The 15,371-nt window shown below is 68.6% G+C and carries 12 protein-coding genes and 1 pseudogene; 6 read left to right on the forward strand and 7 right to left on the reverse strand.

Going from position 1 to position 15,371, the window contains the following annotated elements; translation table 11 throughout:
- Positions 1-328: hypothetical protein (locus tag DM816_RS32095; protein WP_117214177.1), on the forward strand; the 328-nt coding region annotated here is incomplete at its 5' end.
- A gap of 60 nt (positions 329-388) precedes the next feature.
- Here DM816_RS32095 and DM816_RS32100 read toward each other — a convergent pair.
- The 3 genes from DM816_RS32100 to DM816_RS32110 form a co-directional block, all read right to left on the reverse strand.
- A complete protein-coding gene (locus DM816_RS32100; RefSeq protein ID WP_246002478.1) occupies positions 389-1,498 on the reverse strand; it encodes a trypsin-like serine peptidase in 1,110 nt (369 codons plus the stop codon).
- Between the two features lie 120 nt (positions 1,499-1,618).
- Positions 1,619-2,182, reverse strand: coding sequence for a YceI family protein (locus DM816_RS32105; RefSeq protein ID WP_117214181.1), 564 nt, complete (start codon positions 2,180-2,182; stop codon positions 1,619-1,621).
- A 65-nt stretch (positions 2,183-2,247) separates the two neighbouring features.
- Complete coding sequence (locus tag DM816_RS32110; protein WP_117214182.1) at positions 2,248-3,552, reverse strand: serine hydrolase domain-containing protein; 1,305 nt, start codon at positions 3,550-3,552, stop codon at positions 2,248-2,250.
- A 26-nt stretch (positions 3,553-3,578) separates the two neighbouring features.
- On the opposite strand from DM816_RS32110, the gene DM816_RS32115 reads away from it, so the two are divergent.
- Positions 3,579-4,772 carry a cysteine desulfurase-like protein gene (locus DM816_RS32115; RefSeq protein WP_117214184.1) on the forward strand — a complete coding sequence of 398 codons (1,194 nt, stop codon included), beginning with the start codon at positions 3,579-3,581 and terminating at the stop codon, positions 4,770-4,772.
- A 200-nt stretch (positions 4,773-4,972) separates the two neighbouring features.
- Here the strand turns inward: DM816_RS32115 and DM816_RS32120 are convergent, their stop codons facing one another.
- On the reverse strand, positions 4,973-7,858 hold the full coding sequence (locus DM816_RS32120) for an AfsR/SARP family transcriptional regulator (RefSeq protein ID WP_117214186.1): 2,886 nt from the start codon (positions 7,856-7,858) through the stop codon (positions 4,973-4,975).
- Between the two features lie 193 nt (positions 7,859-8,051).
- Between DM816_RS32120 and DM816_RS32125 the strand changes: the two genes are divergently transcribed.
- Positions 8,052-8,663, forward strand: a complete 612-nt coding sequence (locus DM816_RS32125; protein WP_117214188.1) for a GNAT family N-acetyltransferase — start codon at positions 8,052-8,054, stop codon at positions 8,661-8,663.
- Here DM816_RS32125 and DM816_RS32130 read toward each other — a convergent pair.
- Positions 8,598-9,638 carry a porin PorA family protein gene (locus tag DM816_RS32130; RefSeq protein ID WP_117214190.1) on the reverse strand — a complete coding sequence of 347 codons (1,041 nt, stop codon included), beginning with the start codon at positions 9,636-9,638 and terminating at the stop codon, positions 8,598-8,600. The genes DM816_RS32125 and DM816_RS32130 overlap by 66 nt on opposite strands.
- 118 nt (positions 9,639-9,756) lie before the next feature.
- Between DM816_RS32130 and DM816_RS32135 the strand changes: the two genes are divergently transcribed.
- The gene (locus tag DM816_RS32135; RefSeq protein WP_117214191.1) at positions 9,757-10,695 is read left to right on the forward strand and encodes an SMP-30/gluconolactonase/LRE family protein; all 939 of its coding nucleotides are present in this window, start codon (positions 9,757-9,759) and stop codon (positions 10,693-10,695) included.
- A gap of 156 nt (positions 10,696-10,851) precedes the next feature.
- On the forward strand, positions 10,852-12,009 hold the full coding sequence (locus DM816_RS32140) for a hypothetical protein (RefSeq protein ID WP_162908055.1): 1,158 nt from the start codon (positions 10,852-10,854) through the stop codon (positions 12,007-12,009).
- 104 nt (positions 12,010-12,113) lie between these two features.
- On the opposite strand, the gene DM816_RS32145 is transcribed toward DM816_RS32140, so the two are convergent.
- Both DM816_RS32145 and dusB read right to left on the reverse strand, forming a co-directional pair.
- On the reverse strand, positions 12,114-13,619 hold the full coding sequence (locus tag DM816_RS32145) for a class I SAM-dependent methyltransferase (RefSeq protein WP_246002479.1): 1,506 nt from the start codon (positions 13,617-13,619) through the stop codon (positions 12,114-12,116).
- 10 nt (positions 13,620-13,629) lie between these two features.
- The gene (gene dusB, locus DM816_RS32150) at positions 13,630-14,736 is read right to left on the reverse strand and encodes a tRNA dihydrouridine synthase DusB (protein WP_117214195.1); all 1,107 of its coding nucleotides are present in this window, start codon (positions 14,734-14,736) and stop codon (positions 13,630-13,632) included.
- A 37-nt stretch (positions 14,737-14,773) separates the two neighbouring features.
- Here dusB and DM816_RS32155 point away from each other — a divergent pair.
- Positions 14,774-15,371 (forward strand): annotated as a pseudogene (locus DM816_RS32155) (hypothetical protein); the annotation flags it as partial.

Genomic DNA, 15,371 nt, shown 5'->3' on the forward strand with positions numbered 1-15,371 from the left:
CTTCGCCGCCACGCCGGCCGCCGCGGCATCAGCGGCCGACCAGGGCCGGTCCGGCGCGGCGCCGATGGCCGCGCCGGTGTCGGTCGCGCCGGCCGGCGATGTCGGCGTTCAGGCCAGCTACTACTGCTACGACTTTGTGAACCACGGGAACCGCTGGACCGGATACTGCCGCGTCTACTCGGGGGAGATCCGGACCATCACCTACTGCTCGAACTCGGCCTACAACTCGGTGGGCGCGTGGATCGGCCCGAGGACGCAGCCTTGGTTCGTGTACGGGGATTGCGGACCGTCCAGCGTAGTCAATATCGGCATCCAGACACGCGGCTGACCGAGCTGCCAGTCGGTCGAGCCGGCCTCCGCGTTCACCCGCGGAGGCCGGCTCGCGCGCCTATCCGTTGTTGTCGATGAGGGTGGCGATCTGCTGGTAGATCAGGTGCATGCGGGCACCCTGGTTGTTGGGGCAGCCGCCCAGGTGGTGCAGCGCGAGCACGCGGTGGTTCGCCGACAGCACGGGCGAACCCGAGTTGCCACCGGACGTGTCGCACGAGTACGACATGTTCCACGAGTTGATGGCCGCGTTGCGCACTGTGCAGACCGCGCCGTTCTGCGTGTCCTCGAAGATGGACAGCCGCTTGGGCCGGCCGTCGCCGTGGCCCGGGATGTAAATGCGCTCCCCCGCGCGTGGCGCGCGCGTCTCCAGGTACAACGTGCCAAAGCCTTGAATGGCCGCGAAGTTGTTGACGGAGTACAGCGTGTAGTCGAGTTCGCCCGACCCGCCCGTGCTGACCTTGATCAACTGCGCGCCCGAGACCTTCGTGCCGGCGCCGGGGTTGTTGCCGCCGCACGTCGCGCACTGGTAGTTGAACTGCATCTCGCTGGACTGGACCGCCGCCTGCGTGGAGAAGCAGTGCTTGTTGGTCAGCATGCGGTTGGTGTTGCCGACACGCCAGGTCGTGCACGAGCCACCGCCGCCGATGAGCAGTTTGGCGACGGCGCGCGAGCGCGCGTACTCGGTGGGGTGGCTGGTTTGGTAGCACACGACGTCGCGGCGCGCGTCCGTGCTGCACACGCTCTGGATGCCGATCATTTCGTCTTCGCGGAAGCCACGCCAGTACCCGTCGATGTGCACCTCGCCCGCGTGGCGCTTCACCACGGCGGTGTCCCCGTCGATGGACAGGGCCGCGAAGCCCTTCCTGCCATGCAGCGTGACGTCCGAGTCACCGGTCTGCTTGGTGCCGTGGTAGGTGTGCACCTCCGTTCCCGACGGGTTGGAAACGGTCACGTGGGCGTCGGGCGACAGGCGCATGTGCACCTTGATGTAGCTCGACCCCGGCTCGTGGATCATGTGGCCTGCGGCCTTGCCGGCGATGGCCACGTTGGCGGCCTTCTCCTCGCCGATCTGCCGTACCTGCGGTGCCTCCGCCGCAGCCGCCGGGTTGGCCGTGACCGCGACGAACGCCGGTGCCGCCAGCGCGATAGCCAGCAGTAACCTTGCCATACGCATAGAGTGACCCTCCTCGATATAGATGGGTGCACACACGCTAGATCGCTTGGCAAGATCCCGCAACTACGCGAAGAGACCGTGCGGATCGCACGGTCTCTTCGCAAGAGATAGGTCTTAGGCCTGCTTGATCGCCGACACCTCGAACTCGAGCACGATCTTGTCGCTGACCAGCACACCGCCGGTCTCAAGCGCGGCGTTCCAGGTGATGCCGAAGTCCGAGCGCAGGATCGAGATCGAGCCCTCGAAGCCGACGCGGTCGTGGCCGAACGGGTCCTTCGACGCGCCCTCGAACGTGAACGGGATGGTGACCGACTTGGTCACACCCTTGATCGTGAGGTCGCCGGTGAGCTCGAACGTGACGTCGTCCGCCTGACGGGCGGCCGTGGAGACGAACGTGATCTCCGGGTAGTTCGGGATGTCCAGGAAGTCGTTGCTGCGCAGGTGGCCGTCGCGCTGCGCGTTGCGGGTGTCGATGCTCTCGGTCTTGATCTTCACCGAGACCGTGGACTTGGCCGGGTCGCTGCCGTCCAGGTAGCCCGTGCCTTCAAAGTCGTTGAACCCCCCGCGCACCTTGGTCACCATCGCGTGACGGGCGACGAAGCCAAGCCGCGAGTGCGCCGGGTCGAGGATGTATTGGCCGGTCAGCTCGGCAAGCGTGGGTGTTGTGGCGGTGGTCATGAGAACTCCTCAGATAGTTGACCCTTCAACAACCACCAAGATACCCCATCACGTTGAATCGTCAACTACTTCGTGACGTCCGCCACGAGATTGCCCACGGCCACGCGCACGGGATCGGGGTTCGCCCAACTCCAGTTCGGGTGCGCCCGGTTGGTCAGCAGCACGAGCACCAGCCTGCGCCGCTGGCACACCACCAGGGACGTACCCGTGAAGCCGCTGTGCCCGTACGCCTGGGCCGAGGCCAGCCGGCCCATCAGCCACGGCTGGTTGATCGTCATGCCCAGCCCGTGGTCGGACGGCCGGTCAGGGCGCTCCGGGTCGATCGCGCGCAGGCCGTGATTGACGTTGGTCACCATCCTGCGGATGCTCTCGGCCGACACTATGCGCTTGCCCTTGTACACGCCGCCGTCGAGCATCATCTGGCCGATCGCCGCCAGGTCGGCAGCCGTGCTGAACACGCCCGCGTGCCCGGCCACCCCGGCCAGCGCGTTGGCCACGTCATCGTGCACCACCCCGCGCAGCAGGCCGCGCGACGAGCGGGCATCCGTGGCGACCATCCGCGCGGCCCGGTCGCCCGCGCTCATCCAGTTGCCCGGCTGAAATCCGGTCTGCGAAAGCCCCATCGGCCCCGTAATGCCCGATTGCAGGGCGCGATCGAGGCGCACGCCCGTGACCTTCTCCACGATCCGGCCGATAACCATCAAACCCACGCTCGAGTACCGGAAGGCGTCGCCCACCGACGCGCCGCTCTGCAGCGGCGTCGCGACCACCGCGGCCCATCGCTCATCCACAGTGGACAGTCCGCTCACCTTCGCGCCCACCGGCAGCGCGCCCGTGTGCGAGAGCAGATGTGCCACGGTGATGCCGGACTTGCCCGGCCCGTCGAAATCCGGCAGATAGCGGGTCACCGGCGCGGTGAGCTCGATCCTGCCCTGGTCCACCTGCTGCATGGCCAGCAGTGCCGTGTACACCTTGGTAATCGAAGCGGTGTCGAAGACCGAGTCGTGCCGCATGGCCACCCGCCGCGCGGGCGGGAGTTCCGTCGGGCCCGCACCCCAGCGCAGCGCATCGCCGACCGCGGCCTGCATCAGCACCGAGCCGTTGACCATCGCCAGCGCGACCGCGCCCGCATACATGGGGCGCTTCGGGTTTTCGGGCGAAGGTTCCAGATAGCGGCGCAAAAGGGCAGTCAGCCGGTTGTCGCGGGCCGCACTCGGGCTCGGGCTGACACTGGGCGCCACGGGCCCGGCCGACTCCTCCGCATGGAGCGTAGGCGTCGCCGAAACCCATTCGGGCGACGCCGGTTTGCCGCAGCCGCCGAGCGCCGCGGCCACCCCGATCCCGAGCACGGCACGACGACTGAGAGGCACGGCACAGATCGTAATACGCTTTCGAGATGGCTTTTAACATCGATGCGGTACGGGCAAAGTACCCCGCTCTGGCCGAGGGGTTCGCGCATTTCGACGCCGCCGCGGGCTCGCTGGTGGCCGCAAGCGTCGCCGACGCGGCCCACACGGTGATGACGGCGGCCGTCGCCAACCGGGGCACGGCCTTCGCGCCCGCCCGCCGCGCGGGCCAGATCGTCACCGACGCGCGGGTGGCCGTGGCCGACCTGCTGGGCGCGCATCCCGCCGGTGTGGTGTTCGGGCCGAGCGCGACCGCGCTGACATACACCGTGAGCCGGACCCTGGCCCAGTCGTGGCACCCGGGCGACGAGGTTGTCGTGTCCCGGCTCGATCACGACGCCAACGTGCGACCGTGGGTGCAGGCAGCATTGGCAAAAGGGGCGACCGTGCGGTGGGCTTCATTCGACGCACGCGACGGGAGCCTGCCTACCGAGCAATACGAGAGCCTGATCACCGAGCGGACACGGGTGGTGGCGCTGACCGCGGGCAGCAACGCCAACGGCGCGATCCCCGACGTGGCAACGATTTCCGGCCTTGCCCACCGGTTCGGCGCGCTGTGCTATGTGGACGGTGTGCACGCCACCCCACACCTGCCAACCGATGTCGCCGCCCTCGGCGCCGACTTCTACGTGACCAGCGCCTACAAGTGGTCCGGCCCGCACCTGTCGGCCTGTGTCGCCGACCCGGCGCTGTGGGACACCTTGCACCCGCCCAAACTCAAGCCATCGCCCGACGCGGTGCCCGACCGTTTCGAGTTCGGCACGCTCAGCTTCGCGTCCCTGGCCGCCGTCACCGCCGCCGTCGACCACCTCGCTTCGCTCGACGACTCCGCCACAGGCGATCGCCGCGAGCGCATCCTGCAGTCCATGGCCGCAGTCCAGACCTACGAATCGGAGCTGTTCGCCCGCCTGGTCGATGGCCTTGCCGAGATCCCGGGCCTGACCCCGATCCCCGCGCCGCAACACCGGTGCCCCACCATCGCCTTCCGCATCAACGGCCAAGGCCCAGCCAAGACCGCCGCCCTGCTGGGCGACCGCGGCATCTGCGCCTTCTCCGGCGACTACTACGCCTACGAGTTCTTCACCGCGCTGGGCTTGCGCGACACCGGCGGCGCCGTCCGCACCAGCATCTACCACTACACGACCTCCGAAGACATCGACCGCCTCCTCGACGCCCTCACCTGAGCTCCACAGCGCCGCCTCGGCCGGGGGCGCGGGACAGCTTGCCGTCACTCACCAGATACCGCATCAGACGGTTCAGTTCATTGCACCAGACGAATCGGGACAGGCCAGTGTTTACCTATAGCTCAGGGAGCCGAATCGGCACTTCGCAAAGTGACGGAGCCGGCTGCTCATCGGGGTTGCCCTGCTGATCACCCAATGGTTCAGGCGCCGGGTCCGCTGGGCAGACGGGCAAGGTTGCGACGGAGGAGGTCTTCCTCGTGCGGGTCGGGGATGCGCTCGCGCAGGGTGAGGCTCTGGCGCAGTGAGGCGGCCGCGGCCAGCACATCGCCGGTGCGCAGCAGGGCGTCACCGATCCGGTTGAGCAGCATGGCTTCGAGGTGTTCGTTGCCGAGCAGCCGGCTGAGGCCCAGCGCCGCGCGCAGCACGGCGACGGCATCGTCGAGCCGGTCGGCAGACAGGTGCAGGGCGCCGATTTCGAGCAGCGCGTTGGCCTCGCCCCGCCGGTCGCCGGTGCGCCTGCGCAGCGCGAGCGCCTGCTCGAACTGTGCGAGAGCCGCGGCCGGCGACCCCAGCGCGTGGTGGGTCTGGCCCATGCTGTGCCGCAGGATCGCCTCCATCCGCGGGTTGTCCAAACTGGACACGAGCTCAAGCGCGGCGGAAAGCCGCGCCAGCGCATCGGCCGGGCGCCCGGCGCGCCGCTGCACCTCGGCGAGATTGTTGAGCGACAACGCCACCGCGTGCCGGTTTTCGTTGGCCGTGTGGATGGCCAGCGCCCGCTCCAGCGACTCCTGCGCGCTGTCGTGGTTGTCCAGCCAGGTGTTGGCCACGGCCATGTTCGTGTATGTCGTGGCGAGCAGCCACGTGTCGGAGGTGTTGAGCGCCAACGGCAGTGCGAGCTCCAGCTGGGCCAGCGCGTCGCCGAACCGGCGCATCAGCACGCTCGTCGCCGCGTGCATGTTGCGCATCAGCACTTCCGCTGAAGCGTCGCCCAATCGCTGCGCCGCGTCGATGGCCGTGTCGCACATGTCAATCCGGTCGTGGCTGCCCCGCGAATCGTAGAACCCGGCGACGAGATAGGTGAGCTGCCAGGCCGTTTCGAGCCGCCCAACGGCCGAGGCCTTCGCCACCACCGGGCCGAGGCTCGGCTGCTCCCCATCCAGGAACGCGACGACGTCCTGATGGGACTGTCCAAACGGGGCAGTGAACTGTCCCGGCACCGTGACGCGATCCCGGGCCGGGTCGAGGATCCGGTTGGCGGCGTGGGCGAGGCGCAGGTACCAGTCAAAGATTGAAGACAGGGCCTGCTCGGTCTCCTCCGGCGTGGCGAGCTCGGCGGCGTAGAGCCGGATCAGGTCGTGGAAACGGTAGCGTTCCCCCACCCGGATCAGCAGGCTGGCCTCGGTGAGCTCGGCCAGGTGCGCCTCCGCCTCCGGATCGAGGTGCCCCGCGAGATGGGCGGAGAACGACGGGCCCGGATGCGTTGCCAGCAAGCGGAACGTGCGTTGCGTTCCGGCCGAAAGCGCGGTGTAGGCGCTGGCGAAGACGGCCCGGATGCCGGCCGAATCACCGGGCACCGCAAGCGCGTCCAGCTCCCGCATCCGCAGATCGCGCATCAGCTCCGTGACCGCGAGCGTGGGCCGGCTGGCCAGACGCGCGGCCGTGATCCGCATCGCCAGCGGCATGCCCCCGCAGAACGCGACGAGCTCCCGCGACGCCTCCCGCTCGCCCTCGATGCGCTCCGCGTCGACCGCGCGCCGCAGCAGCTCCAGCCCGGTAGCACCATCGAACGCGGGCAGCGGCACGAAGTGCACCGGCTGCCGCACGGCCAGCGCCGACAGCTCCAACCGGCTGGTCACCATCAACAGGCTCGACCTCGTCGCGGGGATGACCGGGACCACCTGGTCGATGGTGCGCGCATTGTCAAGCAGGATGAGGTATCTGCGGTCGCGCACCAGCGAGCGGTAAAGGCCGATGCGCTCCCCGTCCGACGACGGGATTCTTTCCGGGGGGACGCCAAAGCCGCGCAACAGATGGCCGAGCACGCCGGATGACGCCACGGTCGTTTGTGGATCGTGACCCTGCAGGTCCAAAAAGAATTGTCCATCCGGGAATCGCGCCGCCGCGTGATGCGCCCACTCCACCGCGAGCGCCGTCTTGCCGATGCCCGCCGCGCCATAGATCAGCACGATCTTCTCGTCGGCGTCGGTCTCGCGGGCCGCCAGAAGCTTGTCCAGCCCGGCGAACTCGTCGGCCCGCCCGGTGAAGTATCCGACCCTGGGCGGAAGCTCGGAGGGGCCCTTGAGCGAAACGGACTCCGGCCGCGGGTCCAGCGACGGGTCCTGCCGCAGGATCGCGGTGTGCAGCTGCTGCAGCTCAGCGCCCGGGTCGACGCCCAAGCCCTCGGCCAGCTCCTCGCGCAGCCGCTGGTACACGCTCAGCGCCTCGGCAGGCCGGCTGGCCCGGTAGAGCGCGAGCATGAGCAGGCCCGCCGCGCGCTCGCGGTATGGCTGCGCGGCCAGCAACACCTGCAGCTCGCCGATCGCCTCCACGTGGTCGCCCAGGCGCAGGCGCCCGTCCCACAGATCCTCCAATGCGGACGATCGCGCTTCGAGCAGCCGGTCGATGTCGACCAGCGCGTGCCCGAAGGCCTGCCCGTCCTGCAGCGGTTCGCCCCGCCACAGGGCGAGCGCCTCGCCCAGCAGCGTGACCGCCTCGGCGGTCGAGCCGTCGCTCAGGGACGATCGCGCACGCCGCACGAGGGCCTCGAACACATGCACGTCAACGCTTTCCCGTGGCAGGCGGAGCGTGTGCCCGGCCGGACCACTCGCGATGGCGTCGGTGAGTCCGGCTTTTGACAGTGCCTGGCGGAGGCGGGCCAGGTGGCTCTGCAGCGTGCGCAGCGCGGTGCGCGGTGCGTCGTCGCCCCACAGCCCGTCGATGAGCCGGTCCGGGCCGACCGCCTGCCCGGTTTGCAACGCCAGCAGCGCCATCAGGCTGCGCTGGCGTTCGCCCGTCAGGATCGCCGCCCCCAGCGGGCCGCAGACCTCGATCGGGCCGAGCAGGCGCACGGCGATCGGCTCGATCAAACCGCCCCTCCCCTTCGCGTAGGCGAATTCAGAGGGTAAGCCTCGACCGACCGGCAGACAAGGCGATAGTTGTGTTTATGCCACAACTGTCTGGGCGGGACGCGATCCTCGCGGCGGCCGGTCACCATCCACTTGCTCGTCTTCGAACAAACCCGTCCTCATATGGGTAGCGAGAAAAGCCTGTCTGATTTGGATGACCAAGGATGTCGGGCGCTTCCGGGCGTGCGGGATGGGCGACCCGGTCGACATCATCGGGGTGTTCGCGCGGCTGCGGGCCAGCGGCGAGATCCCGGACGGCAGCATGCTGGAGCTGCCGCGCATCGATCTGGCCGCGCTGGAAGCCCACTTCGACATCGAGCGGCATGAACACTGGTCGATCCTGTGGACGCGGGCGGCGCATCCACCCACCGACGGGGACGGTTCGGTGGTGCGACTGTCGCAAGAGGACGATGCGGAGATCGATGCCCTGCTGGACTTGGCTTTTCCGGCCACGCACAACCGGCCCGGCCGGCCCGGCATCCACCGCTGGTTCGGCGTGCGCGAGGGCGGCACTCTCGTGGCGGTCGGCGCGGATCGCAGTGTCAACGGGGTCGGCTATATCGTCGCGGTCGCGGTGCACCCGAGCCGGCGGGGCCACGGGTTTGGTGCGGCCGTGACCCGCCGGCTCGTGCGCGAAGTGCTCACGGACTCGGACCTGTGCGCGCTCGGGGTGGTGGCGGCCAACCAGCGCGCGCGGACGCTATATCGGCGGATAGGGTTCAGCGACGGCATCGACCTCACGTCGATCATCCTTCGGCTTCCGTAGCGCGAAGATGATCCCGAGGACCAGCAGCACGACTCCGAGCGCGCCCAGCCCGATCGGCAGGTAGGTGCCCACGAGCAGCAGCCCGTTCGCGGCCTGCCTGGCCTGCTCGGCGCTGGCGTTCGTGGTCTCGTCGGTCGTGTTGATGCTCAGGTCGAACGCGGCGGGCAGGGGCGCGGCCGCGAGCGCGCCGCCCAACTGGGCCTTGATGACCTGGTGTTGGTCGGCGTCGAGCACGATGCCGGTGGCCGAGTCCACCCAGAAGGTCGTGTCGGTGGTCGACGTGTAGGTCAGGGGAAGATTGTCCGGCAGCGTCTGCAGCAGCGGAATCAGCAGCTGCTGGATGGCCGCGGGCAGGTTGTTGGCCACCAGCGGGATGATCGCCTTGGGCAGGTTGTCCGGCAGCATGGCCTGGATCTTCGGATCCTTGATCGAGCCCTCGGCGTGGACGGTGAAGACGAACGCCTCCCGCCCGGCCTTCGTTTCCGTTTTGGAGTACCGCGCCGGGGTCGCGGTCTGCGTGGTGGGGTCCCAGTACTGGTAGTCCTTGCGCTGCGGGGTGAGCGGGAAGCCCAGGGCCAGCCCGGTGTGGGGCTCGGCGCTGGCGCCCGCGGGCGGCTGGGCCGCCTCCAGCGTGACGCGGTCGAGGGCGTAGAGGTGGCTGGAGGTGATGATGCTCGCGCCATCCGGGCCCTTGACGGCGATGTCGCTGGACATCACGGCCGTGCGGCCGCTCACCGAGACGGTCTTGACGCGCTGCTCGGCCGTGACCGCGACGTTGGTCAGGAACAGCCTGGACGTGTCGCCTGCAGCCAGGGCGGCGGGGTTAATCATGCTCACCGTGCCCGAGTAGCGCAGCGTGTTGTCCACATTGGAGGGCACCTGGTGCACCGCCGGCAGCACCACGAACCGGGCCGCGGCACCCGCCGCGAGCAGGAGAACCGCCCCGACGGTGAGGAAGAGCGCACCTTTGCGCATGGATTATCCGCCTCTCGTTTGAACCAGAGGGACTCAGGATACGTGGCAACAAGAGGCCTAAGAATAGGCATCGAAACCACCGCAAGTCCTTTGTCCCCTCCCAGGAAGGATTGCGTACATGGATAGACGCCAAGCCTTGACCGGGCTCGCGGCGACCGTGGCCGCGACGCTGCTGGTGGCGCCCGAGCAAGCGGCGGCACACGGCGGCAGCGACAAGTTCCCGACCCTGATCCCCCTGCCCGACAACTGGCTGCCCGAGGGCGTCGCGATCGGCGACCGGCCGTTCGCGTACTTCGGGTCGCGGGCCGACGGCTCGATCTACCGGGCCAACCTGGTCACGGGTGAGGGTGCGCCGCTGCCCACGCCCGGACCTGGCACGCCCGCGGTAGGCCTCAAGATCGACGATCGGGGGCGCTTGTTCGTCGCCGGTGGCGGGGCGGGCAACGGCCGCGTGGTCAACGCCTTCACCGGCGAGATCCTGGCCAACTACCAGTTCACGACCGCCATACCGACGTTCGTCAACGACGTGGTGCTCACGCCACGGGCCGCGTACTTCACCGACTCGCGCCAGGCCGCGCTCTATGTCGTGCGCATCAGCCGGCGCGGGCGCCTCGCCGAGCAGGCCGAAACGCTGCCGCTCAGCGGAGACCTGGTGCTCAACCCGGCGGTCAACAACGCCAACGGCATCTGCCGCACCCCGGACGGCGAGGCTCTCATCATCGTGCAGTCCAACACCGGCATGCTGTTCCGCGTCGACCCGGCCACGGGCGTCACCACCACCGTCGACCTGGGCGGTGAGGTCATGACCAACGGCGACGGCCTGCTGCAGGAGGGCCGCACGCTTTATGTGGTGCAGAACCGGCTCAACACGGTCGCGGTGCTGCGCCTGGCGCGCGACGGCAGCTCGGCCCGCGTGACCGATCGGCTCACCGATCCGCGCTTCAACGTGCCCACGACGGTCGCCTCCTTCGGCAACCGGCTCTACCTGCCCAACGCCAAGTTCGGCGCCAACCCACCGGCTACGACGTTCGAGGCCATCGCCATCCCCAAACCGTAAGAGTGATTCTGCGCCCCGCCCACGCGCTCCGCGCGGGCGGGGTTCATCTATGATGCCCGCGTGCCGGTGTCGCGTAAACGGAAGAAAAAGGGCAAGCCGTCGAGGGCCCACGTTTCGCAGTATCGATCCGCAGGCATCGATGTCATGCGAGATGGCGTGGCACATCGGCAGCGCCTCCAGACACACCGGAGCAAGCGGGCCATCGCGGCCGCCACGCTGCTCCTGCCCGAGCTTGCCGAGCTCGCCGCCGACCGTTCCGCCGCCGATCTGGAAGACGCGATCTGCGCGCGGCTGGGCGAACGCATGGTGGCCCTCGAAGAGGCGGAGGCCGTTGAGGACAAGGTAAATCCGAACACGTTCGCCGAGGCGCTCGTGACACACGCGGCCGAAATCGTGCGCGACAGCTCCGACGCGCACGCCTGGCGGGTGCTCGGCACGGTCGCGCGTATTCTGCCGTTCCCGCTCAACGAGGAAGCCGCCGTGGCCATGGCCGAACTGCGGGCACTGCCCGGTGGCGGGCAGCTGCCGAGCCCACCGGCCCCGGTTTCGGTCAGCGGGCCGGTGCTGTGGGCACGCGACGCGTACGGCAGCCGGTTCGGCATCACGGCCATGTTCTCGGCGCCCGATCGGGCGGACCGCTGGTACCTCTGGGATGTCGACGCGTGCGGCCTGGCAGCCTTCACCGTCCACAGTGGATACTTCCCGGATGCGCAGACCGCACTGGCGCGTTGGCGGGAGGGCGTGGGTGACGCGTCCGCCGCCGACGCCCAATTCGCTCCAGTCGACGACATCGCGCTCGTGTCCGAGCTACTGCCCGCCGAGGAAGGCTTCATGCGCATCGGCGGCGAAGACGTGGCACAGATGGCCGAATACCACCGCGAGAAACGGCTCGCCGACGAGGTGCGCACGGCTCTTGGCGACCCGGGTGAGGCGGCACCCGGCGACGGGCTCCACCCGGAACGGGCAGGCGCCCTGTTCACCGCCTGGTTGACCGAACGCGGGAAACCACCCGTGGGCGAAGCGGCGGACGAAGCGATCGACGAGCTGACGACGTACTGGAACGACAGGCCGAACGCGCTCTACCACACCTGTTCGGCGCATCGGGTCGCCAACGCGGTTCGCGGCATCCGAGACTTCTACCAGGCGCACTTCGCCGAGCAGATGGTCGCGCTGCTGCCGGACTGGGCGGCCTGGCTCAGCTCGTATAACGGCACGCCGTTGCCTCTTGCCGAACGTGCCATCCGCGGCGCGCACGAAGCCGCCGCTTCCACCGATCGCACCCCGTGGAACCCACTCGCCCGAGTCCAGGAGTGATCAAGGTAGCCCGTAAGTGGCACGCAGACGGCCATGGGCTCTGGTTGCCCGAACCGCGAGGTGCCCTCGTATGGCCGGCCTGAATCTGGCTGCTGCGCAGAGTTTCAGGAGTTCAGAGGGCGGCGGGCGATGGTGAGGATGTGGGTGGCGGGCCAGGGGAGGGGGCGGCCGTGGGGGTCGGTCAGCGAGGCGACGGGTGCGAGTCGGTTGTGGACGATCCAGTCGTTGCGCCAGGCGTGCGAGGCGGGGTCGATTTCGAAGCCGGCGTCGGTGAGCAGGCTTTTCCAGTCGGCGAATTCGAGTCCGCAGAACTGTTCGTGTGCCTCGGACAGCCAGTTGGCAAGGTAGTCCTTGCGGGTCAGGTAATCCATGGCGCTGCCGAGAGCGATGCGCACGGACGAATCGTCGTGCGGCTCGTAGGCTAGCGGGAATCGGCAGTCCACGGCGAACTGGTCCAACCGTGCCCGGGTGGACAGCGCGCCGACGTAGGCTGCGACTTCAGGCGTGGGAAGCCGGCTCAGATCGTGCCGCGGGGTGGGCGGGTTGAGGCCGTCATCGCGGGCGAGGCGAAGAATGACGGGGCGGTCGAGGTCGTCCGGACCGCACACGTCGCTATTGATCCAGACTCCCCCCGGTACCGTATGAGAATAAATCGCCCCTATGAACTCCTGTAGCGAATCCCGCGCCTTGCCGTACGACCATATTTCGTGCGTCAGCGCGAACGAGAGTGTCGTGTCGACCGATCGTGGCGGGAAAACCGCGCCACCCAGCACATTGCGCCGGTAGAAGAACACATTAGGGTTCTTGAAGATTCCTTGTGCCTTCTTGTGTACGCACTCCGTGAACAGGTGGCGGGCCACCTCGACGCCGATCAGGTCGCTTTCGCGCAGCGCCGGTTCGCGGTCGGCGAGCTCAAGCACGTCACCGGCCCCGCAGCCCAGATCGACGATCCTGCCCGGCCGCACGTGTGCCCGAACCAACTCCCACTTGCGTTTTGCCCCCTCGGCGAAGGCGTCCACATAGGTGCGGTAGTCGCGGGTCGCCGTCAGTCCGCCCTCGTCGCCCACGACCGGATCGTTGACCACGGCCCGGATGGCGTCGGTCAGGCGGTACCGGTCGAACACGTCGACTGTGGCCGGGTGGGCAAGGCTTCGCCACGTCTCGTCCCCGGATGCCAAGCGCAGCAACACCTCCCACGGGCGTTCGGGTGCCGGACCGGCGGCCTGCGGATCGGCCTCGACTCCGGCGATCCGGAAGCCGAGGCGCTCATACAGCGCGGCGACTTCCGGCGTTGAGCACGCGACAATCGTGTTGTCCGGAGTCAGGTCCAGACCCACCACCGCCGCCACGTTCTTGACCGTGACGTCGGCGAATCGGTCGGTCGGCGCTGTGTCGAACACCGGCACGACCACCGAACGCAGCCCGGCCAGCAGGCTGAACCGCTCGATGGCCGCTTCGCGCCGGTGATATGGCACGGGATTGCGTCTGGTGTTCTCGTGATTGGCGGACGTCACCGCCCAGACCACCATGGTCTGGTCGGCGCGCGCTAAACGCCCCAAGTACTCGGCCTGAAACCGGGTCAGCAAATGGTGCCGGCCCGGGAAGAGCACGAATTCCACCTTAGCCGCCGGAGTCGTCGTGCTCGGCGTCCTCGGGCACGGCTCCCGAGTCGCGATCGGACAGCCAGCCATATGGCAGCACCACCTTCGCGGGCGAATTCGTGCGCCCGCGCGGCTGGCCCAGGATGTCTGTCGGGAATGGAGCGTCGTGGTCCAGCTTGCCCAGCAGATCGTCCAGTTCGGACAGTGAGCTGGCCATGGCCATGGCCTTGCGCAGCTCCGAGCCGACCGGGAAGCCCTTCAGGTACCAAGCGACATGCTTGCGGAAATCGGTGACCGCCTCCCGCTCGCTGCCCCACCACTCGGTCAGCAGCACAGCGTGGCGGCGCATGATCGCGGCCACCTCGCCCAAGGATGGCATCTTTCGTGAAGGCCGCCCGGCGAAAGCGGCCTGCAGGTCGGCGAACAGCCACGGCCGGCCCAGGCAGCCGCGCCCCACAACCACCCCATCGCAACCGGTCTCGCGAACCATGCGCAACGCGTCGTCGGCCTCCCAGATGTCGCCGTTGCCCAGCACCGGGATGTCGAGGGCGTCCTTCAGGGTCTTGATCGCCTCCCAGTCGGCCTCGCCCGAATACCGCTGGGCGGCCGTGCGCGCGTGCAGGGCGACCCACTGCACGCCCGCCTCCTGCGCGATCAGCCCCGCCTCGACATAAGTCAAGTGGTCATCATCGATGCCCTTGCGCATCTTGATCGTGACCGGCAGCCCGCCCGCGTTTGACACCGCCGCCCGCACGATCGCCCCAAACAGGTTGCGCTTCCACGGGATGGCCGAACCGCCGCCCTTGCTCGTGATCTTCTTGACCGAGCACCCGAAGTTGAGGTCGATGTGATCGGCCAGGCCCTCGTCGACCACGCGCCGCACGGCCTTCCCGGTGATGTCCGGATCGACCCCGTACAGCTGCATGCTTCGCGGAATTTCCGACGGCCCGAACTCGATCAATCGTTGCGTCTTCGGGTTCCGGTGCACCAGCGCCACCGTGGTGATCATCTCGCAGACGTAGATGCCGGCCCCCTGCTCACGGCACAGCTGCCGGAACGCACGGTTGGTTATCCCGGCCATGGGCGCGAGCACTACGGGCGGGTCGACGGCATGCGGACCGAGCATCAGTTGCACGCCTTCGAGGATGACATACCTTATTGCGGTGACACTTGCGGACCTTAGCCGGATTGATCCCACTATCGCAGCGACGGCCGACGACTACGTAATGCTATTACGCCAGGTCCGCACGGTCTCGTCGCTCTCGTACTGGGAGATCGAACAGAAGGCCGCCGACCTCGGCATCACGCTGGAGCCCGCCGCCCTCGTGGAGGCGCTGAGCGGGCCGGATCTGCCGCCTGAGGAAATGGTGGTCGGCCTCCTGCGCGCCTGCGGCTTCACCGACGATCAGCTTGACAGATGGATGTGGGTGTACCAAAGCCTCGCCCGCCCGATCGAGCCGCCCCCGCCGATACCGGCCGTGGCACCGCAACGCAAGCGGCGCAGGCTGTTGCTCATCGTGGCCACGGCCGTGGCCGTGATCACTGTTGCGGCGGTCTCGCTGTACGAGGGGCCCCAGTCGCTGCCCGGTGTGCCCGCCCCGGAGCCCGCGAGCCTGGGCCCCGTGCAGGGCCTGGGTGGGGCGTCCACCCTGCCGAGCGTCCAGCCCGAGCAGCCGCCGTCAGCCCTGCCCACCGCGGCCCTGCCCAGCGCACCGCCGCCGACCACGGCCCGCCCCGGCACGACCACGCCCGCGCGCTCGC

The sequence above is a fragment of the Allorhizocola rhizosphaerae genome (genome assembly GCF_003426775.1).
GTDB classification, from domain to species: Bacteria; Actinomycetota; Actinomycetes; order Mycobacteriales; family Micromonosporaceae; genus Allorhizocola; species Allorhizocola rhizosphaerae.